Source organism: Amycolatopsis azurea DSM 43854 (assembly GCF_001995215.1).
GTDB classification, from domain to species: Bacteria; Actinomycetota; Actinomycetes; order Mycobacteriales; family Pseudonocardiaceae; genus Amycolatopsis; species Amycolatopsis azurea.
Genome location: NZ_MUXN01000022.1, coordinates 87,222 through 109,166, shown reverse-complemented (window position 1 = coordinate 109,166; position 21,945 = coordinate 87,222). Strand labels below are relative to the sequence as shown.

Here is a 21,945-nt window from a genome sequence, read left to right as displayed (position 1 = left end):
CACCCGAGACGCCATCCCGGCACGATCCGACCACGGAAACCACAACAGGGTGCGGCGATGCTTGACCATCTGCCGTACATCGCGCAGCGTGATCGGCATGCCGTCGACCGAAGGTCCCCACGGCACGGGAAAACGCGCCCGCAGACCCGATCTGCGCGCCGCCCGTGCGGCGCTTCCGGAGCCTGTCCGGAAGCTGATCGACGACTACGAACGGCACCTTTCCCTGGAACGCGGGCTTTCCGCGCACACGGTGCGTGCCTATCTCGGCGACGTGGTCTCGCTGCTGGGTTTCGTGGACGGGAACGGCGGCCGGTTCGAGGACCTCGACATCGGGACGCTGCGTGGCTGGCTGGCCCGGCAACGCGAGGACGGTGCCGGCCGGACGACGCTCGCCAGGCGAGCCGCGGCGGCCCGCACCTTCACCGCGTGGGCCCATCGAGGCGGGGCGCTCGCGTCCGATCCCGGCGGGCGGCTGGTGGCACCGCGTGCGCACCGCAAGCTTCCCGGGGTCCTCCGCGCGGAACAGGCGAGCGAGGTCATGCGCTCCTCAGCCGCCGGTGCCGAACAGCGGGACCCGGTGGCCTTGAGGGACAGTGCCATCGTGGAACTGCTCTACGCGACGGGTGTGCGGGTCTCCGAACTGTGCGGGCTGGACGTCGGCGACGTCGACTTCTCCCGCAGGGTCGTGCTTGTGCTGGGCAAGGGCGGCAAGGAACGTGTCGTGCCGTTCGGCGTCCCCGCCGAAACGGCCTTGCGGGCGTGGCTCGACGAGGGCAGGGGGAAGCTCGCCGTCGAAAAGGTCGCCGTCGAAACGAAGGGGCAGGCCGAAGCCGCGCTCTTCCTGGGCGCGCGAGGAGGCAGGCTCGACCCGCGGGCGGCCCGCCGGGTCGTCCACGACGCCGTCGGCTCCGTTCCGGGCGCGAACGACATGGGCCCGCACGGCCTGAGGCATTCGGCGGCCACCCATCTGCTCGAAGGCGGCGCCGATCTTCGAAGCGTTCAGGAACTGCTTGGTCACGCTACGCTGGCCACAACGCAGCTCTACACTCATGTGACCGTCGATCGGCTGAAGGCGATCCACGACCGCGCGCACCCCCGGGCCCGATGATGCCGGGGAGAACTCGGCAGGTGACCCGGCGGACCGGACCGGCGGCGCACGCGCATCCGCACGAGCACGGAGAACACGCTGAGTCGCATGCTGAGAACGGCGGCCCGATGACCGCCGACCCACATGTCACCGAAGCCGCCGGGAAACACCGTCCCGGCGGAGGCGGTCCTGTCGTCGCGCCCGGAGCGCGGACGGCCTACGAGGTGGACGCCGGGATCCAGGCGTTGTGGCGGGAGTTCACCGAGTCGCCGGACCAGATGGTGCGCGACAGGCTCGTGCTGCACTACGCCCCGCTCGTCAAATACGTCGCGGGCCGGGTCGGTACCGGTCTGCCGACCCATGTCGACGTGGGCGACCTGATCCAGTCCGGGATCTTCGGCCTGGTCGACGCGATCGAGAAGTTCGAACCCGCCAGGGGCCTGCGGTTCGAGACCTACGCCATGCAGCGCATCCGGGGCGCGATCCTCGACGATCTCCGGTCCCAGGACTGGGTGCCCAGGGCGGTGCGCAGCAAGGCCCGCGAGGCCGAGCGCGCGCTGGAACGCCTCGGCGCCCGGCTGAACCGCACGCCGACCGACGCCGAACTGGCGGCCGAGCTCGAAATCAGCGTCGACGACCTGCGCGAGTTCTACGGCCAGCTGCAGCTGACCAGCGTCATCGCGCTCGAAGACCTCGTCGCCGCCGGCAAGGACAGCGGCTCGCTGGTCGACACCCTGCCCGACGACGGGGCCGTCGACCCGGTGGCCGTCCTGGTCGACCAGGACAACCGCCGCCAGCTGGCGCAGGCGATCGCCCAGCTCACCGAACGCGACCGGATCGTGGTCGGTCTCTACTACTTCGAGAGCCTGACGCTCGCCGAGATCGGCAAGGTCCTCGGCGTCACCGAGTCACGGGTCAGCCAGCTGCACACCCGCGCCGTCATGCGGCTGCGCGCGAAACTGGTCGAGCAGACCTGACGCCCACGGTCCCCGGCCGGACGTGTCGTCCGTCCACGCACACGTGTCGTCCGTCTGATCACGCGTGACCTCCGTCGGCGACCACCGCGCCGACGCGACCACGGAACACAGCATCGGCACCCTCCGGCAAGAGACGCTCCCAGCCGTGACCAGACGCGGGACTCGCGTGCTTGGAGGCGGGACTCGCGTGATCAGGGGCGCGACTCGCGTGATTGAGGGCGGGACTCGTGTGTCTGGGCGGACGACTCGCGTGATCAGACGGACGACACGAGTGATCAGACGGACGGCACTCCAGCCGGACGCGCACGGGTCAGTGCTCAGTTTCCTTGCTCAGTCTCCTTCCCAGGGTTTGAGGCGGATTTCGGACGGTTCGCCGATCAGCGCGAGCGGATCGACGTACTCCTCGCCCCGCCGGACGCCGAAATGCAGGCAGGCCGGTTCGGGGCAGCCCGGATGGCCGGCGACGAGCGTGCCGAGCACCTGGCCCCGGTGGACCTGATCACCCGCGGTGACCGTCGGAGCGAGTGGCTGGTAGGTGGTGCGCAGGCCTCCGTCGTGATCGATCGAAACCACCCCGCGGCCCGCCACCTGCCCGGCGAACATCACCACTCCTTCGGCCGCCGCGAGCACGTTCGCGCCCGGCGCCGCGGCGAGGTCGATGCCCCGATGGCCGGGACCGTACGGCGTCGACGGCGGCTCGAAGTACCTGGTGACACTGGGTGTCGGCGAGAGCGGCCAGGAGAGGCGCCCTTGCGGAGAAGGCGCGCCTCTGGCCGTTCCCGGCGTCGCCGAAGCGGTCAGGAGCGCGAGCACCGTCGCGAGGATCGTGAGGCGGGGAAGGCGTCGAGGACGCCCCGGGCGGCGGTGCCTGCCGCCGGTGCGGTCGATCGCGAAGGAATGCCTGGTGACAGGGCGGGAACAGGTCGTCATCGTCATGTGTTCCAGCCTGGGTGCACGGCGTGGCGTGCGGGGCGCGCCGAAGGAATCTGTGGATAACCGAGCCGGTTGTGGACAACCCCTCTCATCAGGGGCTGCCGGTGCGGTGCCCGGTGGCGACAGGGAGTAGACTCTTTTGCGCGGTCCGCGGCAGCGGGCTGACTTCGCGTGCACGTGCGCGCTCCCGATGGCCGATCTCCTCACGGAGGGTCAGGACAGGCGGGGGCAAACGGTCCGGCGGTCCTTGGGGTCACTTCACTCCCGGGTCCGGGCCCGAGCATCTGCACCAGGGCGATCGGCCACCCGGCCGAGAGCGACGAACCGAGCAAGCGCGTTCCGGCCAGGCCGGGCGCGCACGACACAGAAGAGGTTGATTCCGGCAATGGCCGTCGTCACCATGAAGCAGCTGCTCGACAGCGGCGTGCACTTCGGGCACCAGACCCGTCGGTGGAACCCGAAGATGAAGCGCTACATCTTCACCGAGCGCAACGGCATCTACATCATCGACCTGCAGCAGACGCTGACGTACATCGACCGTGCGTTCGAGTTCATCAAGGAAACCGTCGCGCACGGCGGCACCATCATGTTCGTCGGCACGAAGAAGCAGGCTCAGGAAGCCATCGCCTCCGAGGCCTCGCGCGTGGGCATGCCCTACGTGAACCAGCGCTGGCTCGGCGGGATGCTGACCAACTTCCAGACGGTGCACAAGCGTCTTCTCCGCCTGAAGGAGCTCGAGTCGCAGGAGCAGACCGGCGGCTTCGCCGGCCTGACCAAGCGCGAAATCCTCACGCTCACCCGTGAGAAGGACAAGCTCGAGAAGACCCTCGGCGGTATCCGCGACATGGCCAAGGTGCCGAGCATCGTGTGGATCGTCGACACGAAGAAGGAGCACATCGCCGTCGGCGAGGCTCGCAAGCTGAACATCCCGGTCGTCGCGATCCTGGACACCAACTGCGACCCGGACGAGGTCGACTACCCGATCCCGGGTAACGACGACGCGATCCGTTCGGCCGCGCTGCTGACCAAGGTCGTGGCCGAGGCCGCCGCCGCCGGTCTGATGGCCCGCTCCAGCCGCAACGGTTCCTCGAACGCCGACGCCAAGCCCGAGGCCGGCGTCGCCACGGACGAGCCGCTGGCCGAGTGGGAGAAGGAGCTGCTCGCCGGCTCCGAGACCGCCGCCGCGGACGCCAAGGAAGCCGCTGCCGCGACCGGCGCCGAGGCCCCGGCCGAGCAGGCCACCGCCTCCTCCTGATCCACCCCGCTCGTGGGGCCGCCTCCGGGCGGCCCCACGGGTGACTTCCCCAAAAAGACTTCTCGTACCTGAAAAAGGACGGACACACCCACGATGGCGAACTACACCGCCGCAGACGTGAAGCGTCTCCGGGAGCTGACCGGCTCCGGCATGATGAACTGCAAGAAGGCGCTCGAGGAGAACGACGGCGACTTCGACAAGGCCGTCGAGTTCCTGCGCATCAAGGGCGCCAAGGACGTCGGCAAGCGCGCCGAGCGCGCCACCGCCGAGGGCCTCGTCGCCGGTGACGGCGGCGTGCTGATCGAGCTCGACTCCGAGACCGACTTCGTCGCGAAGAACGAGGACTTCCAGGCTCTCGCCGCGAAGATCGTCGAGGTCGCGAAGGCCGAGAAGACCGGCGATGTCGAGAAGCTGAAGGCCGCCTCGCTCGACGGCAAGACCGTCGACGAGCAGGTCCAGGAGCTGGCCGCCCGCATCGGCGAGAAGCTCGAGCTGCGCCGTGTCGCCGCTTACGAGGGCACCACCACCACGTACCTGCACCGTCGCGGTGCGGACCTTCCCCCCGCCGTCGGCGTGCTGATCGAGTACACCGGTGAGGGCGAGGCCGCCGCCGAGGCCGCTCGTGGCGCCGCCATGCAGGTCGCCGCGCTCAAGGCCAAGTACCTCACCCGTGAAGAGGTCCCGGCCGAGATCGTCGAGAACGAGCGCCGTGTCGCCGAGGCGACCGCCCGCGAAGAGGGCAAGCCGGAGCAGGCCATGCCCAAGATCATCGAGGGCAAGGTCAACGCCTACTACAAGGACAACGTCCTGCTCGAGCAGCCGTCGGTCAAGGACAACAAGAAGACCGTCAAGGCCCTGCTCGACGAGGCCGGCGTGGCCGTGAGCCGGTTCGCCCGGTTCGAGGTCGGCCAGGCCTGATCCAGGCGCGGAACACAAAGAACCACCACTGTGCCCCGTCTCCGTCCATCGGGGACGGGGCACAGTCGGGTTTCAGAGCATTAGGGAGGGCGACATGGGTGTCCGGGTCGAAGGCGGATACCGGCGGGTGCTGCTGAAGCTGGGCGGCGAGATGTTCGGCGGCGGTTCCATCGGGGTTGATCCGGATGTGGTCCACTCGGTCGCCCAGCAGATCGCCGACGTCGCGCGCACGGGCGTGCAGATCGCCGTCGTGATCGGCGGCGGCAACTACTTCCGCGGCGCGGAACTGTCGCAACGCGGCATGGACCGTGACCGCGCCGACTACATGGCGATGCTCGGCACCGTCATGAACTGCCTGGCGTTGCAGGACTTCCTGGAGAAGGAGGGCCTGCCCACCCGCGTGCAGACCGCCATCACCATGGGGCAGGTCGCCGAGCCGTACATCCCGCGCCGCGCCGAGCGTCACCTGGAGAAGGGCCGCGTCGTCATCTTCGGCGCCGGAGTCGGCATGCCGTACTTCTCGACCGACACCGCCGCCGCGCAGCGCGCGCTCGAACTCGGCTGCGAAGCCGTCTTGATGGCGAAGGCCGTCGACGGCGTCTACACCGCGGACCCGAAGAGCGACCCGACCGCCGAGATGTTCCACGAGATCAGCCATCGCGAGGTGCTGGAACGGGACCTCAAGGTCGCCGACGCCACCGCGTTCAGCCTGTGCATGGACAACAACATGCCGATCATCGTGTTCAATCTGCTCACCGAGGGGAACATCGCTCGCGCGGTCAGTGGTGAGAGGATCGGCACCCTGGTCGACACCCCCGCCGACGGGGTGCCCGCGTAGTCCTGCTCTGATCTCCGTAATCGGTACGCATACACAACAACGGGAGTTGCCGTGATCGACGAGACCCTCCTCGACGCCGAGGAGAAGATGGAAAAAGCGGTGTCCGTCGCCAAGGAGGACCTGTCGTCGGTACGCACCGGCCGGGCCCATCCCGGGATGTTCTCGCGCGTTGTCGTCGACTACTACGGCGCGCCGACCCCGCTGAACCAGCTGGCGGGCGTCAACATCCCCGAAGCCCGGATGGCGTTGATCAAGCCTTACGACCAGACCTCGCTCAACGCCATCGAGAAGGCGATCCGCGAGTCGGACCTCGGCGTCAACCCGAGCAACGACGGCAACGTGATCCGCATCGTCATCCCGCAGCTCACCGAAGAGCGCCGCAAGGAGATGGTGAAGGTCGCCAAGTCCAAGGGCGAGGACGCCCGCGTCTCGATCCGCAGCGTCCGCCGCAAGGCCAAGGAAGAGCTGGACCGGATCAAGAAGGACGGCGAGGCAGGCGAGGACGAGGTCGTCCACGCCGAGAAGGAACTGCAGAACCTCACCGACTCGTACACGCACAAGGTCGACGAGCTGGTGAAACACAAGGAAGCCGAGCTACTCGAGGTCTGATGAGCCAGGTGAGCGAGGAACGCGAGGACCGGGTGGACGCCCCGGAACCGGCTCCGGCGGCGATGCCGGAGCCCGAAACCGTGCCGGAACCGGCGCGGAAGGTTTCCCGCGCCGGCCGCAACCTGCCCGCCGCGATCGGGGTCGGGTTGCTGCTGGGGGCGGCGATCGTCACGTCCTTGCTCACCGTGCGCTTCCTGTTCATCGGCATCATCGCGATCGCGATCGCGGTCGGCACGATCGAGCTGGCCGGGGCACTGAAGCGCGCGGCGGGTATCCGGATCGCACTGGTCCCGGTGCTCGTCGGCGGTCAGGCGATGATCTGGCTGGCCTGGCCGTACGGTCGTGAGGGCGCGCTGACGGCGTTCGTGCTGACAGTGCTCGTCTGCTTGCTGTGGCGCTTGCCCGGCGGGGCGGACGGCTATCTGCGCGACATCAGCGCGTCGGTCTTCGCCGCCGCGTACATCCCGCTCTTCGGCGCTTTCGCCGCCATGCTCGTCCCGCCGGAGGACGGTGTCGGCCGGGTCCTGGCCTTCATGATCGGCGTCGTCGCCTCGGACACCGGTGGCTACATCGCCGGTGTGCTGGGCGGCAAGCGTCCGATGGCGCCCAGCATCAGCCCCAAGAAGACCTGGGAGGGCTTCGCCGGGTCGCTCGTGGCCGGTGTGGTCGCCGGCGCGCTGACCCTGAGCCTGCTGCTCGACGGCCACGCCTGGCAGGGTGTCCTGTTCGGCGCGGCGATCGTCTGCACCGCGACGCTGGGCGACCTCGTCGAGTCGCTGATCAAACGCGACCTCGGCGTCAAGGACATGGGGAACATGCTGCCGGGGCACGGCGGGCTGATGGACCGCCTCGACTCGTTGCTGCCTTCGGCCGTCGTCTCCTGGTTGCTGCTCTCGGCGTTCGTCCCCGTCTAAGCGATACCCGGCCCTTCGCTCAGTCGTCGTAAGGATCGTCGACTTCGGCGCTGCCCCAGCCTTCGACGGCCCGGGAGTGGTCGATCACGGCGAACACCGAACCGTCCGGATCGGCGAGGATCGCCATCCGGCCGTATGGGGTGTCGTAGGGCTGGACCACGACGGCGCCGCCGAGCATCAGGGCCTGGCCCGCCGTGGCGTCCGCCCCGCGGGCCGGGTCGAGTTCGAGGTAGACCATCCAGTGCGGCGGGGTGTCCGGCCGGTACTCCGAGCCCATCACGTACCGGTACAGCACCGGTTCGTGCTCGATGAGCCATTCGGCATAGTCGAGCGAAGTGCCGTCGCCGATCTGATGGCTGGTGTAGTCGAAGAGACGGCAGTAGAAGTGATCCGCCGCCGCGCCGTCGTGGGTGTTCAGGTCCGCGCCACTGAAGGTGTTGGGCACGCCGGTCGCGAACTCCCAGGTCGCGGGCGGCTCCCAGAAGACGACGTGCGCGCCGCACGCGTCGATGGCGTGGATGATGTTGCCGCGATGGGGAATCGCCACCGGCCCGAGCGTGACCCGGCCACCGAGACTGTCCACCCACTCGGCGGCCGCGGCCGCCTGGGGCACCGAGATGTGGACGCTCCAGCCGAACGGCCCTTCCGCGCCCGCGCGGTACAGGCCGCCGGTCGGGACGCCGTTCAGGGCGGCGATCGAGTAGCGGCCCGTCGGCGTCGCGGGATCACGTTGGACGGTGAACTCCCAGTCGAAAAGTCCGCTGTAGAAGGCTTGTACGGCCGCTTCGTCTCTGCACGCGAGTTCGATCCAGCACGGGATTCCTGAAGGGATGACGGAAGTATGGGCGGCCGAGCCAAGCGACATGCGGTTCTCCCTTACCGGTGGGGGAGTAAAGTCTAGTCGCTATCCGCATTGTTTCCGTCAAAGATTTCGACCTGGATGGCCCGGAACCCGGCCAGGCGTCCCCTCGTTGGAGCTTCCGTGCGCTGGTTTCCCCGAGCTGTCTCCTCGTTCCGCCGCGGCGGTGACGAGGTGCTGCCGAGCCCGAACATCTGGTACTACCAAACGGTGTACGAGGTCGAGAACCGCGCACAGGACGTCGACGACGAGATCTGGCGGGTGCTGGCCGGTGCTCGTGACTGGGCCGGTGCGGACGTGCTCGACATCGGCTGTGGTGACGGGTTTCACCTGCCCCGGTTCGCCGGGACCGCGCGGTCGGTGCTCGGGATCGAGCCCCATGAGCCGCTCGTCCGGGACGCGAAGCGCCGCGTGGGGGAGCTGCCGAACGTCGAGGTGCGGCAGGGCCGTGCGCAGCGGCTTCCGGTGCCGGACGCGGCTTTCGACGTCGTCCACGCGCGGACCGCGTACTTCTTCGGACCCGGCTGTGAACCCGGTCTTCGCGAGGCGGAGCGGGTGTTGCGGCCGGGCGGGACGCTGCTGATCGTGGATCTCGATGTGACGAGTGAGCCCTACGGCCGCTGGATGCGGCTGGATCTGCCGCATTACGACCCGCCGGGAGTCGAGAAGTTCTTCGCCCGTCAGGGATTCGACTGCCGCAAGGTGATGACGCGGTGGCTGTTCGAGGACGCCGCCGCGATGGAGGCGGTGCTGAAGATCGAGTTCAGCGCTCCGGTCGCGGCGAAGGCGATCGCGGAGGTCCGGCGCCTGAACGAGGTTTCGTCAGGCACCGGCGCGAAGCAGGTGACGCTGCCGGTGGGCTATCGCGTGCATACGCGCACCAAGCCCACCGGCCTCGTCGTGCCAGGTCACTCCGTGTCCTCGGCGGACGCCTCGTCCGGAGTGGGTTCCTCGGCCTCGCCGAGGATGCCGTAGATCGTCCGGCGTGCCTCGTTGAGGACGTCGACGGTGCGGGCCTGCTGGCCCTCGCTGCCGGCATGCATGACCTGCGCGACAGCCGCGGCCAGGGTCGCCCCCGCCTTGCGCAGGTTCACCTCGACCGGGTCGACGTCGTGGGCGATCTGCTCCCACGGCGGGACGGCGTCCTGCTGTTCGGCCGCCGCGCGGCCGGATTCGGTGAGTTCGAACAGCTTCTTGCCGCTCTCGTCCTTGCTGATCACCAGGCCTTCGTCGGCCAGCAGCTGCAGGGTCGGGTAGACCGAGCCGGGGCTCGGCTTCCAGAAGCCGCCGCTGCGCTCGCCGATCTCGCGGATGATCTCGTAACCGTGCCTCGGCTGCTCGGCAAGCAGCGCGAGGATCGCGGCGCGGACGTCACCACGCTTGCCGCGCCGTCCGCCGGGGCCACCGCGACGGCCGTGCCGATGCCGGTGGCCGGGCCCGCCCGGACCCGGGGGGAAGTCGCCGAAGCCGCCGCGAGCCCAGGGCCCGAAGGCGGGTCGGCCGTGTTCTTGAGCGAAAGGTCGTCGTCGCATGATGTGAATCCTCTCTACGTAATGTTCCGACTCGTTCACGATATATCGGAAACAGTCGTACGGCAACCCTTTCCCTGTGAGTCGGGTCTCAGTGGCTTGTGAGCGCGTGACCTGGGGAACACCGATCCGGGGCGGACCGGGGGCGGCAGAGGTGGACATGGGACACTGAGTGAGCTATGACTGCCCTCCCTCTCGTCTTCGACGCGCCCAAGCGCGGCCTCCCGCCGCGCCACCTCGCCGACCTCACCGCCGCCGAGCGGGCCGAGGCCGTCGCCGAGCTGGGGGAGAAGCCGTTCCGCGCGAAGCAGCTGTCGAACCACTACTTCTCGCGGCTCACGGTGGACCCGGAGGAGATGACCGACATCCCGGCGGCGTCGCGGGAGAAGCTCGTCGGCGATCTGATGCCGACACTGCTCACCGAGATCAAGGCGCTCGCCGCCGATGACGGCGCCACCCGCAAGACCCTGTGGCGCGCGCACGACGGGACGTTGCTGGAGAGCGTGCTCATGCGCTACCCGGACCGCGCGACCCTCTGCATCTCGAGCCAGGCCGGCTGTGGCATGGCGTGCCCGTTCTGCGCGACCGGGCAAGGCGGCCTCGACCGGAACCTTTCGACGGCGGAGATCGTCGACCAGGTCCGCTCCGCCGCCGCCGTGATGCGCGACGGCCTGATGCCCGGCGGCCCCGGCCGCCTGTCGAACATCGTCTTCATGGGGATGGGCGAGCCGCTCGCGAACTACAAGCGGGTGGTCGCGGCGGTCCGGCGGATCACGGATCCCTCGCCGGAGGGCCTGGGGATCGGTCAGCGTTCGGTGACCGTGTCGACGGTGGGTCTCGCGCCGGCCATCCGCAAGCTGGCGGACGAGAAGATGCAGGTGCGGCTGGCGGTTTCGCTGCACACGCCGGACGACGAGCTGCGCGACACGCTGGTGCCGGTGAACGAGCGCTGGTCGGTGGACGAGGTCCTGTCCGCGGCCCGGTACTACGCCGACACGTCGGGACGGCGGGTGTCGATCGAGTACGCGTTGATCCGGGACATCAACGATCAGCCGTGGCGGGCCGAGCTGCTGGCGAAGCGTCTTCGTCAGCACCTGGGACAGCTGGTGCACGTGAACGTGATCCCGCTGAACCCGACCCCGGGCAGCAAGTGGGACGCGTCGCCGAAGCCGGTGGAGCGGGAGTTCGTCCGGCTGGTGAACGCGGGCGGAGTGGCGTGCACGGTGCGTGACACGCGTGGTCAGGAGATCGCGGCGGCCTGCGGTCAGCTCGCCGCCGAGAACTGAGTTTTCCTTTCAGCGATGGAGATTTTGACGTGATGTATGCCCCCAGCCTGTTGGATCCGGCTGCGGAGGAGCTGAAGCTCGCGGACGTGATCGGCCATGGCGCGACGGGTGTCGCGCGCGAGGCCCGGACGCTGCTGGGTGAGCGGTTCAGCTCGGTGACCTTCATGTACGTCCTGATGCGGGCGTTCGAGGTGGAGTACACGGCGGCGCGGGACGCTTCGCGGTGGCACGAGTTCCACGGCGGGCCGTACGCGTTGTCGGACGCCGACCTCGAAGCGCTGCTGGCGCCCTGGCTCACTCGCTGACTCAGGTTGCGGGTGCGGTGCTGAGCATCCAATCGCTGAAGGCGGCGAAACGCTCGGCGCTCTCGGCGGCCCCATCGGCGTACTCGATCGCGACGGAGTGCTCACGCACCTTGTCCAAACGTGCGCGACGGGCGCTTTCATATCGGGCGAGGGCCTCGGCCGGGTCCGATTCGCCCGCCAATTCGGAGCGCAGGACCCCGGCGTCTTCGATGCCCAGGGTGCCGCCCACCGCGAGATGCGGGGAGAGGCCGTGCGCGGCGTCCCCGATCAAGGCGACCCTGGCGGTGGTCCAGCGTGACAGCTCGGGGACGAGCATGATCTGGTTCTCCAGGATGGACTCCTCCGGCGTCGCGGCGATCATCGCCAGCAGCTCGTCGTGCCAGCCGTCTTCCGCCAGGTTTCGGGCCTGCCGCAGCGCTTGTTCCCTTTTGCCGCCGGACGATTCCCCGGCGTCGAACCGGTTGACCCACCACATCGTCCGTCCCCCGGCGACCCGGGTGTACCCGCCTCGGGTCCGGTTCGAGCCGATGGTGAGCGCCGTGCCCTGCGGGCGCTCGTCGCCGGAAGGAACCAGTGCTCGCCAAACGCGGTTGCCCTTGTGCTCGACCGCGGAGCTGCCCGGCACCAGCGCGGCGCGGACGTCGGAGTAGACCCCGTCCGCGCCGATCAGGAGATCCGCGCGCAGGGACGAGCCGTCGGCGAGGTGCACCTCCACGTCCGCGTCGTGTTCGGTGAAGCCGGTGACATGGGCGTCCAGGCGGATCCGGTCCAGACCGGCGGTCTCGGCCAGCAAGGTGTTCAGGCCCGGCCGCGGCACCATCAGGAACCGGTAGCGGGACGGGTCGTAGCCGTCCGCGCGTTCCGGGTTCCCGGCGGCGTCGAAGAACCAGGCGTCGACGATGTCCCCCATGCGCCGGACGTCGTCGCCGATGCCGAGCTTGTCGAACTCCCGCAACGCGTTGGGCCACAGGCCGATCCCGGCGCCCACGGCCCGCACCTCCGGCGCGTGCTCCAGCACGATGACGTCGTGCCCGATCAGCCGCAACGACGCGGCGGTGGTGAGTCCGACCAGTCCCGCTCCCACGATCACAGTGCGCATATGACCAGCCAATAGGGAACACGGATAACTTCAAATGCATAGCTGGTCTGGCTAGCATTACCTGGGTGCATCTGGATCTGAACCTGCTGGTCACCCTGGACGCGCTGCTCGACGAGTGCAGCGTCACCGGGGCGGCCGACCGGCTTTATCTCACGCAGCCGGCCATGAGCCGCGCCCTCGCGCGGATCCGGCGGGCCACCGGCGACCAGATCCTCGTCCGGTCCGGCAGGACGATGCTGCCCACGCCCTACGCCGAGCAGATCCGTGACGAGGTGCGCCAGCTGGTCACCCGCGCCCAGGCGGTGCTGAGCCCGGCGGCGGAGGTGGATCCGGCCACCCTGGAGCGCACCTTCACCGTGCAGTGCAACGACGTCGTCATCGACGCGCTCGTCGCGTACCTCGCCGCCGACCTCGCCCGGATGGCGCCCGGGGTCTGCCTGCGCGTTCTCAGCGATGCCCCGGGCACCGCCGCCGACGACCTGCGGCGAGGCCGCGCCGATCTCCAGATCACCAACCAGGTCCCGACGCATACCGAGGCCCGTTCGACCACGGTGCTCACCGACGAACTGGCCGTGATCGGCCGCCGTGACCTGCCGCGGCCGCCGTCGACGTGGGACGCGCTCGCCGCGCTGTCGCATGTGGTGATCTCCCGCGAAGGCGGACGTCACAACCGCGTCGACGATCTCCTGAAGGCTCGCGAACTCCGCAGGACCGTCGCCTTCACCGTGCCGACACTGGCGCTGGCGCTCCGGATCGTGGACACGCACGACCTGGTGACTGTCGCTCCCCGGCTGCTCACCCGGCACGCGCTCCCGCCCTCGCTGCGCGCGTATCCGATGCCCGGGCCCACTCCGCCGATCCCCGCCGTCCTCGCCTGGCATGCCCGCCACGACCGGGACGCCGCGCATCGCTGGCTGCGCGCCTTGATCGTCGACGCGCTCGGCAAGATCACCGAAGAGTCCGTTATGGACGATCAGCGCGCGTGATGCCGGGTGGGCCGGTAGACGAGTTCCTGGGTGTGCCCGTCGAGGGTCCGGCTCTCGATCAGTTCGAGGTCGAAGTCGGCCGCGCCCTGGAAGATCCGTGCCGCCCCGGTCTCGCCGGTGATCACCGGAAAGACCGTCACCTGGACCCGGTCGACCAGACCGGCGGCCATCAGCGCCCGGTTCATCGCCAGGCTGCCGTGCGAGCGCAGCGGCACCTCGGACTCTTCCTTGAGCTTGGCGACGACGTCGATGGCGTCGCCGTGCACGATCGTCGAGTCCGGCCAGTCGAGCGGTTCCCGCAGCGTCGTCGACACCACCGTCGCGGGCAGGTTCTTCAGCCGGGTGATCCACGGGTCGAGAGCCTCGATCTCGACGATGCCCGAAAGCATCTCCACGTTCTCCCGGTACGTCGTGGCGCCGAAGACCATCCGCTGCTTCTCGCTGTACAAGGCGAGGCGGCGCTCCAGGAACTCGGGTCCCTGCTTGCCCCAGTAGCCGCCCCAGTCGCCCGTGTGGGAGCCGTAGCCGTCGAGGCTGGAGAAGACGTCGAAGGTGTAGGTCGCGGTCATGATGGCTCCTTCGGTGAGTGCGGGCTTGCTTTCACCTCCTCTACGAACGGACTCGGGGCCATCCGACATCACCGCGGAAAAAGTGTGGGTCGTGTCGCTGGGCCGGATGGACCAGTCACGCGGCGGTCTTGGGCGCAGGCGGCGAGACTCGGGGAAAGACAGGAAGAGGAGGGTGAACCGGATGCCCGCGACCAAGGCGAGACAGGTACGCCACAACAAAGCCGTCCAGATGTTCGGACGGATCGGGATGGGCTGCTACGGGCTGGTGTACCTGCTCATCGGGTACCTCGCCGTGCGGATCGCGATCGGCGGTGGAGGCCAGGAAGCCGACGGACGCGGCGCTGTCGCCGAGGTCGGCTCGACCCCGGTGGGCGGCGTGCTGTTGTGGGTGCTGGCGGCGGGACTCGTGGCGTACGGCCTGTGGCAGGCGCTGCTCGCCGCTGTCGGATACACCTGGATCGACAAGGAGAGGAAGCGCACCGTCAAGCGGGTGACGTCCGGCGTGCGCTGTCTGGTGGGGATCTCGCTGGGGTTCTACGCGGCCCGGCTCGCCGTGGGCGCGGGTGACCAGGGCAGCGGTGATCAGAAACAGCAGGAGTACACCGCGAAGCTGCTCGAGTTGCCCGCCGGCCCGTTCCTGGTGATCGTGGTGGCCGTCATCGTGTTCGGCGTCGCTGTCGCTTCGGTGGTCAAGGGCGTACGCCGCACCTTCATGGAGGACCTCGACCTCTCGAAGCTGCCTTCAGGCACCCAGCGGTGGGTCGAGCGGCTCGGGAGGATCGGTTACGCGGCCCGGGGTGTGGTGTTCGGCGTGGTCGCCGTGCTCCTCGGATTCGCCGCGCTGGAGCACGATCCGTCCCGCTCCGGCGGGCTCGACGCCGCCCTGCGCACCCTCGCCGCCCAGCCGTTCGGCACGGTGCTGCTCATCGTGGTGGCCGCCGGGGTCGCCGCGTTCGGCGCCTACTGCGTCGGGGCGGCACGCGCACAGCGCGGCTGAGCGCCCGCCCCGGTCCGGCGCGGACCGAGGCGGGAAGCGGAACCTACTCGACGGCGAGTTCGCCCAGTTCCGACCAGCCGTCCTGATCGACCTTCGCGTTGACGATCCGCGGCGTCTCGGCCAGGTACTGCGGCAGATCACGTTGTGCCGCGCGGAAATGTTCGGAACCGACGTGGGCCGCACCGGCGTCGTCGTCCTGGAACGCCTCCACGAGAACGTACTCGTTCGGGTCGTCGAGGCTGCGAGACCAGTCGTACCAAAGGCAACCGGGCTCGGCACGGGTCGCTTCGGTGAAATCGCGCGCGATTTCCGGCCACCGGTCCGCGTGTTCGGGACGGACCCGGAACTTCGCCGTGATGAAGATCATGATCGTCCTGCTTTCCTTTCGATGAGGTCCCCAATGGCGGTCCCGACGGTACCCGAGCGTCGAGAAATCGGCGTTCAGAGCGCGGACGCCGCGCGATAGTCCTTCGGCGAAGTGCCGATCAGCCGGGTGAACATCGTGGAGAAAGCGGCCGGGCTCTCGTACCCGAGCGAGGCGGCGATCCCCGCGATGGGGAGGCCGTCCGACAGCAGCGACAGGGAATGCAGGACGCAGGCCCGTTGCCGCCAGCGCGCGAAACCCATCCCGGTCTCGGTGGTGAAGATCCGGTTCACCGTCCGCTCGCTCACGTGCAGCCGGGACGCCCATGCGCTCAAAGGATCGTGGATGTCGGGTCTGTCCAAAAAGGACTCGCACAGCGCGCGCAGCCGTTCGTGCGCCGGCAGGGGGAGGTCGAGCCGGACCGGGGCGGAACGGCGGATCTCGTGCAGGATCAGGCCGACGACCGCGGCGTCCCGTCCGCGCGGCGAGTACAGCTCTGGCACGTCGACGGCCTCGTTCAGCAGTTCCCGGAGCAGCGCGGAGACCTCGACGACCTGGCAGCGCCGTGGGAACCACGGCACCGCCTTCGGCTCGATGTACAGGCTTCTGGTGCTCACGGTCGTCGTGAAGACCTGGTGACCGGTCTCGGGCGGGACGAGCACCGCGCGCCGCGTCGGGATGGTCCAGGTGCCGTCGGCCGTTTCGACCCGCATCGAGCCCGTCGCGCTGTAGAGGAACTGCGCCCGCCGGTGCCGGTGCGGGGGAATCCGGTGCCCCGGTGGGTAATCGGTGCGGATCGCCACCACCGCGCGGTCGAGGTGGTCGACCTCGTCGATGGGGATGTCGCGCACGTCACCCAGGCTACCCCGGGTGTCCGATGCGCGAAAGAAAGTGGCGTCCTTTCGAATGCCCGCCGTGCCGGCGACGCCTAACGTCGGGTGGGTGTTGATCGAGATCGCGGTGCTCCTCGGGTTCGGCTGCCTGAGCGGCGTCACCACTGTCCTTTTCGGATTCGGCGGCGGATTCATCACCGTGCCCGTCGTCTACGCCTTCGCGCTCGCCGGGCCGGGACACGCGCTGGGCGCGATGCACGTGGCGGTGGCGACGTCGACCGCGGTGATGGTGGTCAACGCCGGGAGCGCGACCCTCGCCCAGCTGCGGACCGGACGGCTTCGCCGCGAGTACCTGTGGCCGCTCATCGCGTTCATCGGTCTGGGCGCCCTGCTCGGTTCCTTCGCCGCCACCGCGGCCGGCGAAAGCGTCCTGCGCTGGCTCTTCGTCGCCTACCTCGCGCTGACCATCGTCGACAGCGTGGTCCGGAAGGGATTCGTGAACAGACGGGAAGACGCCGAGCCTCGCGCCCTCGGCGGGTTCACGACCACCGCGGGCGGCACCGGGATCGGTGCCGTGGCGAGCTTTCTCGGGGTCGGCGGCAGCGTGCTGACCGTCCCGCTCATGCGGCGCAAAGGCCTGCCGATGGCCGACGCGACCGCGTTGGCGAACCCCTTGAGCCTGCCGGTGGCGGTGATCGGTACCGCCGTCTACGCCTTCGCGGCGACGGGGACGTCTCCGGGCGACGCTCATCTCGGCTACATCGACCTGGTCGCCGCGGGCGCGCTGCTGTGCGGGTCGCTGCCGACCATCGCGGTGACGCGCCGGGTGGTCGGCCGGATCCCGGACCGCGTCCACGCGATCGCGTACCTCGCCCTGCTCGCCGCCGCGCTCATCGCGGTCGTCGTCCGTCAGTGATCCGATGAGTCTGTCGGAAGTCAAGTCTTGACAAGTGGTGACAGCAAGATGACACGGCGGGTTGTCCGGTAAAGATCCGATGAATCTCTATACCTTTGGCGGATCTTCCGCCAAGATCTCCGGCATGAAACTGAGATCGATCACCAAACGCATGTTCGTTCTCGGGCTGCTGACGGTTCTCGGGACCACCGGGGCGACGTCGGTGGCCACCGCCGAACCCCAGCAGCCGCCCGCGGACGTCAACGCGACCGGGTTGCCGCGGGGCGGCTGGGAACCGGTCGGCCCGAACAGCATCGGCGGGCTGCTGGCCGTCTCGCCCGCCGGGCTCGCGATGATGCAGCCCGGCCCGCCGGCCTTGTGGCTCTCCAGCGATCGCGGCGCCTCCTGGAGTGCGCGCCGGGGTCTGCCGGAAGACACCTCCATCCAGGGATTCTTCGCCGATCCGGTGAATCCCGACCGCATGCTCGCGGTGGGCAACAAGCCCGGGTACCAGGTCGGCGAGTGGCGAGGCCTGATGCTTCGCACGATGGACCGTGGCCAGACGTGGGAGACGCTTCGCGAGTGGTACCCCGACGGCGCGTTCGGCATGGCGACGGATCCCACCGGCCGGGTCGTCGTGGTGCAGAACCTCGACACGCTGAGCGTCAGCATCGACGGCGGCGTGAACTGGAACGACGTGCCGAGGACCTGGCCGCGCGAGGGGATCGCCGCGCCGGTCGGCGCGCTCAAGCTCACGATGGTCGGCGACGACGCCTACTTCACGACGGTCTACCCGGAGTACTCGCTGTGGGTGGTCCGCGGGGTCAGCACCAAGGAGCCGCGGGCCGAGCTCGTCTACCGGACCGACGGCGAGGTCAACCAGGTCGCTTCGGACGGCAAGCGGTTCGTGGTCACGGTCGGCCCCGAGCTGCACGGTTCCACCGACGGCGGCAAGACCTGGACGGTGCTGCGCCGCGAACCGGATGGGCAACCCCTGCGTGAACCGCGCTTCGTCGGCGGGCGTCTGTACGTCTCGACGTATAACGACATAGACGTCAGCACGGACTTCGGCCGCACCTGGACCCGCAAACCGGTGCCCGCCGCGGGCGAAGGCGTCAGCGACATGATCGAGCTCCCCGCGGCGCCGGGCAAACCCGCCACCATGCTGATCTCCGCGCTGTACCGCGGGGTGTACGAGGACGGCGGCAAGAGCGGCTACCGGCAGATCGGTGTCCCCGGCGAGTCCATTCGCGACCTCGTGACCAGCGGAAACCTGCTGCGGGAAAGCGTCGTCGCGGCCGGTGTGCAGGAGATCTACAACACCCCGCTCCCGCGCGGCAAGGTCGCCGCGGCGGACCGGGCCTGGCAGTCGCACCCCACCGACCGGCTGCACGAGGACGCGCGCCTGTCCGTCTCGCCGAGCCGCCCGGACGTCGTCTGGCAGGTCACCCGGAACGGGTTCGCGCTCGACGTGCTCCGCAGCGGGGACGGCGGCCGCACCTGGCAGTTCGCGGCGAAGGCGAAGGAAGGCCTTCCCAGGACGATCTTCGCGCATCCGGCCGACCCGGACAGGCTCCTCGTCTCGGCCTTCGCGCCCAGCGGCTACGTGCTCTACCGCAGTGACAACGCCGGGAAGTCCTGGGAGAAGCTCACCACCGACATCGGGTTCATCGCGTTCGCCGGTGACCCGTGGAACGCGAACCGGGTCTGGGGCGGCGACTCCGGCGGCCTGAACCGGTCGGACGACGGCGGCAAGACCTGGACCCACGTCTCCGACGAACCGGTCAGTTCGATCTCGGTCAGCCGATGGGGTGGCGGACGCGTCCTCGTCGGTGGCGCGGGCATCCAGCTCAGCGAGGACAACGGCCGGACGTTCCGGCGGGTCCTCGACGGCGGCGACCCCCGTGAGATCAGCCGGATCCTGCCGCATCCGTTCGACTTCCGGGTGTGGTTCGCGACCAGCGCGACCGGGGGAGGGGTACTGCGCAGCACGGACTTCGGCCGCACCTGGTCGCCGATGCCCGGCGCGCTCCCCGACCCCAGGGTGCTCTCGCTGGCGATCAGTGCCGATGGCCGGTACCTGTTCGCGGGCACCGCGCAGTCCGGCGCGTACCGGCTGACGCTGTACTGAGTCCGAGGCGCTTCGTGGCCGGAGAAACTTCCGGCCACGAAGCGTTTACCCGGCCCCTCCCCGGGTGTCAGAGTCGAGGTCATGGCCATCGACGTCGCCGCCCTCCGGCTCCACTTCCCTTCCCTCGCCGACGGAACCGCCTTCTTCGACGGGCCCGCGGGTACCCAGACACCCCGGCCCGTCGCCGACGCCATCGCCGGGACCCTGACCGCTCCACTGTCGAACAGGGGCACGGTCAACCCGTCCGAACTCAACGCGGAGAACGCCATCACCGGCTTCCGCGCCGCGTACGCCGACTTCCTGAACGTTCCGGCCGAAGGCGTCGTCCACGGCCGCAGCGCCACTCAGCTGACGTATGACTTTTCCCGCCACCTGGCCAAGAACTGGCGGGAGGGCGACGAGATCGTCGTCAGCCGTCTCGATCACGACGCCAACGTCCGGCCCTGGGTCCAGGCCGCCGAACGGGCCGGGATGACCGTCCGCTGGCTCGACATCGACCCCGAAACCACCGAACTCGACCTCGATTCGCTCGTCCTCACCGAGCGGACCAGGCTGGTCGCGGTCACGGCGGCCTCGAACGTCCTCGGCACCAAACCGCCGATCCGCCGGATCGCCGACCTCGCGCACGACGCCGGGGCGCTGGTGTTCGTGGACGGAGTGCACTACGCCGCCCACGATCTGGTGGACGTTCCCGCGCTGGGGGCGGACTTCTTCGTCTGCTCGCCGTACAAGTTCCTCGGCCCGCACTGCGGGGTGCTCGGCGCGGCTCCGGCCCTGCTCGAAACGGTCGAGCCGGACAAGCTCATGCCGTCGCCGGACACCGTGCCCGAACGCTTCGAATTCGGCACCCTGCCCTATGAACTCCTCGCGGGTGCGACGGCCGCGGTGGACTTCCTCGCCGCCATGGACCCGGGAGCGGGCGGAGCACGGCGAGAGCGGCTGACCAACTCGCTGAAGTCCTTGCACGACAACGAAATCACGCTGCGTACGAAACTGGAGGAGGGGCTGGGGGGCGCGATCACCGTCCACTGCAAGGCGGCCGACCGGACCCCGACCATCCTGCTGGGTCTCGGGGGCCGCGAGCGCGAGGCGCAACGGCGTCTCGCCGAACGGAAGATCGTCGCCCCTGCGGGGTCTTTCTACGCCTACGAAGTCTTCGCGGCCTTGAAGCTGGAGGACCCGGCACTCCGGGTCGGGCTGGCACCGTACACCAGCGCGGAGGACGTCGACAGGCTGCTGGACGGGTTGTCGACGTTCGGGTGACCACAGTGGACAGTCGAGTGCAACTCGAATGTGGTGTCGAGGCCGCTGCTGTCCTTCCTTGATCGCGCGTTGTGAAGGCTCCCTTGCTTGCGCCTAGCTCCGTGAAGGCCCCTTGAGGGACCCAGGGTCCGTGAAGGCCTCCTTCACCTTCAGGGTAGGTAAGGAGGCCTTCACGGACTTACGTCCAGCCGAGCTGGCCCGAGAGCGAGCCCAAGTGATAGCAAGGGACCTTTGCTCACGTTGATCAGCACGCTAACTAACGTGAGCAAAGGTCCCTTGCTCCCCCGCAGAGGCTTGAGCGGACCTGGCACCCGACACGCTGCCTTCCCCTCGATCACAAGGTCTCCCGCCCGATCTTGTGATCGGTCCCATGGACTCACGGTGACCGGACCGACACCCTGGGAAGGGATTGTCGCGGGCAACGGGGCCCGGGCGGAACGGGACGGTGACCATCATGGGGAGACTGCGCGCACGGACTTTGATCGCCGGGATGGTCGCGCTCGCGACCGTGGGCATCACGCCCGCCGCGACGGCCGCGACCGGGATCGCGGACCAGTGGAGCGAGCCGGGCCCCTTCGCGGTGACCGTCGAGGCCCTCGACAGCACGCACACCGTGTACCGGCCTTCGCGGCTGGAGAAGCACCCAGTGATCTTGTGGGGCAACGGAACCGGTGCGAGTCCGAAGACCTACGACGGCCTGTTGCGCCATCTGGCCTCGCACGGGTTCGTGGTGGCGGCGGCCGACACGCCGAACGCGGGTTCCGGTGCCGAGATGCTGGCCGGTGCCACGACGTTGATCGCCGAGAACTCCCGGCCCGGCAGCCGCTATCAGGGGAAGATCGACACCGCGCACATCGGCGCCACCGGTCACTCCCAGGGCGGTGGCGGGGCGATCGCCGCCGGCGCGGACCCGCGCGTCACCGCCACGATCCCGATCGAGCCGGGCCCGCAGGGCTCCGCCACCGCGTTGAAGGGACCCGCGTTCTTCCTCGGGGGCCAGTTCGACATCATCGTCGTTCCCGGGCTGCTCGTCATCCCGCGGTATCGCCTCGCGGACCAGGTGCCCGCGATCTACGGCGAACTCGCCGGGGCGACCCACTTCACGCCCGTCGGTGACGGTGGCGGGTTCCGCGGCGCGATCACCGCGTGGTTCCGGTTCTGGCTTTCCGGAGACGAGCGGGCCCGGGCGGAGTTCTTCGGCCCTTCCTGCGGGTTGTGCCGTGACGGCGCGTGGTCCGACGTCCAGCGCAACGCGAAGGCCTCGGCCGTCCCGGGAGCTTGATCGACGGTTTTGTCGG

General features: G+C 69.2%; 23 protein-coding genes. 16 read left to right on the top strand and 7 right to left on the bottom strand.

The annotated features are described in order from the left end of the window. Positions 1-97 precede the first annotated feature (97 nt). Both B0293_RS27735 and B0293_RS27730 read left to right on the top strand, forming a co-directional pair. Positions 98-1,108 carry a tyrosine recombinase XerC gene (locus tag B0293_RS27735; RefSeq protein ID WP_005154684.1) on the top strand — a complete coding sequence of 337 codons (1,011 nt, stop codon included), beginning with the start codon at positions 98-100 and terminating at the stop codon, positions 1,106-1,108. Positions 1,109-1,128: 20 nt separating this feature from the next. After that, the gene (locus B0293_RS27730) at positions 1,129-2,064 is read left to right on the top strand and encodes a FliA/WhiG family RNA polymerase sigma factor (protein ID WP_005154683.1); all 936 of its coding nucleotides are present in this window, start codon (positions 1,129-1,131) and stop codon (positions 2,062-2,064) included. Positions 2,065-2,394: 330 nt separating this feature from the next. Here B0293_RS27730 and B0293_RS27725 read toward each other — a convergent pair whose 3' ends face one another. Continuing rightward, a complete protein-coding gene (locus tag B0293_RS27725; RefSeq protein WP_005154682.1) occupies positions 2,395-3,000 on the bottom strand; it encodes a murein hydrolase activator EnvC family protein in 606 nt (201 codons plus the stop codon). 382 nt (positions 3,001-3,382) lie between these two features. Here B0293_RS27725 and rpsB point away from each other — a divergent pair, with 382 nt between their 5' ends. The 5 genes from rpsB to B0293_RS27700 all read left to right on the top strand — a co-directional run bounded on the left by rpsB (position 3,383) and on the right by B0293_RS27700 (position 7,531). Further along, on the top strand, positions 3,383-4,252 hold the full coding sequence (rpsB, locus tag B0293_RS27720; protein ID WP_005154681.1) for a 30S ribosomal protein S2: 870 nt from the start codon (positions 3,383-3,385) through the stop codon (positions 4,250-4,252). A 93-nt stretch (positions 4,253-4,345) separates the two neighbouring features. Continuing rightward, entirely contained in the window at positions 4,346-5,170 is an 825-nt protein-coding gene (tsf, locus tag B0293_RS27715) for a translation elongation factor Ts (protein ID WP_005154671.1), read from the top strand. 94 nt (positions 5,171-5,264) lie between these two features. Next, on the top strand, positions 5,265-6,008 hold the full coding sequence (gene pyrH, locus B0293_RS27710; protein WP_005154669.1) for a UMP kinase: 744 nt from the start codon (positions 5,265-5,267) through the stop codon (positions 6,006-6,008). 51 nt (positions 6,009-6,059) lie between these two features. Then, complete coding sequence (gene frr / locus B0293_RS27705; protein ID WP_005154668.1) at positions 6,060-6,617, top strand: ribosome recycling factor; 558 nt, start codon at positions 6,060-6,062, stop codon at positions 6,615-6,617. Beyond that, positions 6,617-7,531, top strand: coding sequence for a phosphatidate cytidylyltransferase (locus B0293_RS27700; protein ID WP_039916775.1), 915 nt, complete (start codon positions 6,617-6,619; stop codon positions 7,529-7,531). The genes frr and B0293_RS27700 overlap by 1 nt, the downstream gene beginning before the upstream one ends. Before the next feature lie 19 nt (positions 7,532-7,550). On the opposite strand, the gene B0293_RS27695 is transcribed toward B0293_RS27700, so the two are convergent. After that, a complete protein-coding gene (locus tag B0293_RS27695) occupies positions 7,551-8,396 on the bottom strand; it encodes a VOC family protein (protein ID WP_005154666.1) in 846 nt (281 codons plus the stop codon). Positions 8,397-8,513: 117 nt separating this feature from the next. On the opposite strand from B0293_RS27695, the gene B0293_RS27690 reads away from it, so the two are divergent. Then, positions 8,514-9,365, top strand: a complete 852-nt coding sequence (locus tag B0293_RS27690) for a class I SAM-dependent methyltransferase (RefSeq protein ID WP_005154665.1) — start codon at positions 8,514-8,516, stop codon at positions 9,363-9,365. On the opposite strand, the gene B0293_RS27685 is transcribed toward B0293_RS27690, so the two are convergent. After that, positions 9,299-9,922: a PadR family transcriptional regulator gene (locus B0293_RS27685; RefSeq protein WP_039916772.1), complete on the bottom strand. Its 624-nt coding sequence runs from the start codon at positions 9,920-9,922 to the stop codon at positions 9,299-9,301. The genes B0293_RS27690 and B0293_RS27685 overlap by 67 nt on opposite strands. A 176-nt stretch (positions 9,923-10,098) precedes the next feature. Here B0293_RS27685 and rlmN point away from each other — a divergent pair, with 176 nt between their 5' ends. Then, on the top strand, positions 10,099-11,205 hold the full coding sequence (rlmN, locus tag B0293_RS27680; RefSeq protein ID WP_005154664.1) for a 23S rRNA (adenine(2503)-C(2))-methyltransferase RlmN: 1,107 nt from the start codon (positions 10,099-10,101) through the stop codon (positions 11,203-11,205). A gap of 32 nt (positions 11,206-11,237) precedes the next feature. Then, positions 11,238-11,510: a hypothetical protein gene (locus B0293_RS27675; RefSeq protein ID WP_052014376.1), complete on the top strand. Its 273-nt coding sequence runs from the start codon at positions 11,238-11,240 to the stop codon at positions 11,508-11,510. A gap of 1 nt (position 11,511) precedes the next feature. Here the strand turns inward: B0293_RS27675 and B0293_RS27670 are convergent, their stop codons facing one another. Further along, positions 11,512-12,609: an FAD-dependent monooxygenase gene (locus B0293_RS27670; protein ID WP_039916770.1), complete on the bottom strand. Its 1,098-nt coding sequence runs from the start codon at positions 12,607-12,609 to the stop codon at positions 11,512-11,514. 65 nt (positions 12,610-12,674) lie between these two features. On the opposite strand from B0293_RS27670, the gene B0293_RS27665 reads away from it, so the two are divergent. Beyond that, entirely contained in the window at positions 12,675-13,595 is a 921-nt protein-coding gene (locus B0293_RS27665; RefSeq protein ID WP_005154656.1) for a LysR family transcriptional regulator, read from the top strand. On the opposite strand, the gene B0293_RS27660 is transcribed toward B0293_RS27665, so the two are convergent. Then, positions 13,583-14,164, bottom strand: coding sequence for a dihydrofolate reductase family protein (locus tag B0293_RS27660; RefSeq protein WP_005154654.1), 582 nt, complete (start codon positions 14,162-14,164; stop codon positions 13,583-13,585). The genes B0293_RS27665 and B0293_RS27660 overlap by 13 nt on opposite strands. Before the next feature lie 181 nt (positions 14,165-14,345). Between B0293_RS27660 and B0293_RS27655 the strand changes: the two genes are divergently transcribed. Beyond that, entirely contained in the window at positions 14,346-15,161 is an 816-nt protein-coding gene (locus B0293_RS27655; RefSeq protein ID WP_005154652.1) for a DUF1206 domain-containing protein, read from the top strand. A 43-nt stretch (positions 15,162-15,204) separates the two neighbouring features. On the opposite strand, the gene B0293_RS27650 is transcribed toward B0293_RS27655, so the two are convergent. Together B0293_RS27650 and B0293_RS27645 are read right to left on the bottom strand one after the other, a co-directional pair. Next, on the bottom strand, positions 15,205-15,528 hold the full coding sequence (locus tag B0293_RS27650) for a putative quinol monooxygenase (protein WP_005154651.1): 324 nt from the start codon (positions 15,526-15,528) through the stop codon (positions 15,205-15,207). Between the two features lie 74 nt (positions 15,529-15,602). Then, positions 15,603-16,376, bottom strand: coding sequence for an AraC family transcriptional regulator (locus B0293_RS27645; RefSeq protein ID WP_005154650.1), 774 nt, complete (start codon positions 16,374-16,376; stop codon positions 15,603-15,605). A 91-nt stretch (positions 16,377-16,467) separates the two neighbouring features. On the opposite strand from B0293_RS27645, the gene B0293_RS27640 reads away from it, so the two are divergent. The 4 genes from B0293_RS27640 to B0293_RS27625 all read left to right on the top strand — a co-directional run bounded on the left by B0293_RS27640 (position 16,468) and on the right by B0293_RS27625 (position 21,929). Beyond that, positions 16,468-17,274 (top strand): sulfite exporter TauE/SafE family protein, encoded by an 807-nt coding sequence (locus B0293_RS27640; protein WP_005154648.1) that lies wholly within the window; start codon positions 16,468-16,470, stop codon positions 17,272-17,274. A gap of 124 nt (positions 17,275-17,398) precedes the next feature. After that, the gene (locus B0293_RS27635) at positions 17,399-19,384 is read left to right on the top strand and encodes a beta propeller repeat protein (protein ID WP_039916763.1); all 1,986 of its coding nucleotides are present in this window, start codon (positions 17,399-17,401) and stop codon (positions 19,382-19,384) included. A gap of 81 nt (positions 19,385-19,465) precedes the next feature. Next, the gene (locus B0293_RS27630; RefSeq protein WP_005154642.1) at positions 19,466-20,647 is read left to right on the top strand and encodes a cysteine desulfurase-like protein; all 1,182 of its coding nucleotides are present in this window, start codon (positions 19,466-19,468) and stop codon (positions 20,645-20,647) included. Between the two features lie 454 nt (positions 20,648-21,101). Further along, entirely contained in the window at positions 21,102-21,929 is an 828-nt protein-coding gene (locus tag B0293_RS27625; protein ID WP_039916837.1) for a poly(ethylene terephthalate) hydrolase family protein, read from the top strand. Positions 21,930-21,945: the final 16 nt, after the last annotated feature.

Bases quoted from the DNA above. Each gene is read 5' to 3' on its own strand.
- B0293_RS27735 (WP_005154684.1), top strand. From the start codon at position 98: ATGCCGTCGACCGAAGGTCCCCACGGCACGGGAAAACGCGCCCGCAGA.
- B0293_RS27725 (WP_005154682.1), bottom strand. From the start codon at position 3,000: ATGACGATGACGACCTGTTCCCGCCCTGTCACCAGGCATTCCTTCGCG.
- rpsB (WP_005154681.1), top strand. From the start codon at position 3,383: ATGGCCGTCGTCACCATGAAGCAGCTGCTCGACAGCGGCGTGCACTTC.
- tsf (WP_005154671.1), top strand. From the start codon at position 4,346: ATGGCGAACTACACCGCCGCAGACGTGAAGCGTCTCCGGGAGCTGACC.
- pyrH (WP_005154669.1), top strand. From the start codon at position 5,265: ATGGGTGTCCGGGTCGAAGGCGGATACCGGCGGGTGCTGCTGAAGCTG.
- B0293_RS27700 (WP_039916775.1), top strand. From the start codon at position 6,617: ATGAGCCAGGTGAGCGAGGAACGCGAGGACCGGGTGGACGCCCCGGAA.
- B0293_RS27695 (WP_005154666.1), bottom strand. From the start codon at position 8,396: ATGTCGCTTGGCTCGGCCGCCCATACTTCCGTCATCCCTTCAGGAATC.
- B0293_RS27685 (WP_039916772.1), bottom strand. From the start codon at position 9,922: ATGCGACGACGACCTTTCGCTCAAGAACACGGCCGACCCGCCTTCGGG.
- rlmN (WP_005154664.1), top strand. From the start codon at position 10,099: ATGACTGCCCTCCCTCTCGTCTTCGACGCGCCCAAGCGCGGCCTCCCG.
- B0293_RS27675 (WP_052014376.1), top strand. From the start codon at position 11,238: ATGTATGCCCCCAGCCTGTTGGATCCGGCTGCGGAGGAGCTGAAGCTC.
- B0293_RS27670 (WP_039916770.1), bottom strand. From the start codon at position 12,609: ATGCGCACTGTGATCGTGGGAGCGGGACTGGTCGGACTCACCACCGCC.
- B0293_RS27660 (WP_005154654.1), bottom strand. From the start codon at position 14,164: ATGACCGCGACCTACACCTTCGACGTCTTCTCCAGCCTCGACGGCTAC.
- B0293_RS27655 (WP_005154652.1), top strand. From the start codon at position 14,346: ATGCCCGCGACCAAGGCGAGACAGGTACGCCACAACAAAGCCGTCCAG.
- B0293_RS27650 (WP_005154651.1), bottom strand. From the start codon at position 15,528: ATGATCTTCATCACGGCGAAGTTCCGGGTCCGTCCCGAACACGCGGAC.
- B0293_RS27635 (WP_039916763.1), top strand. From the start codon at position 17,399: ATGAAACTGAGATCGATCACCAAACGCATGTTCGTTCTCGGGCTGCTG.
- B0293_RS27630 (WP_005154642.1), top strand. From the start codon at position 19,466: ATGGCCATCGACGTCGCCGCCCTCCGGCTCCACTTCCCTTCCCTCGCC.
- B0293_RS27625 (WP_039916837.1), top strand. From the start codon at position 21,102: ATGGGGAGACTGCGCGCACGGACTTTGATCGCCGGGATGGTCGCGCTC.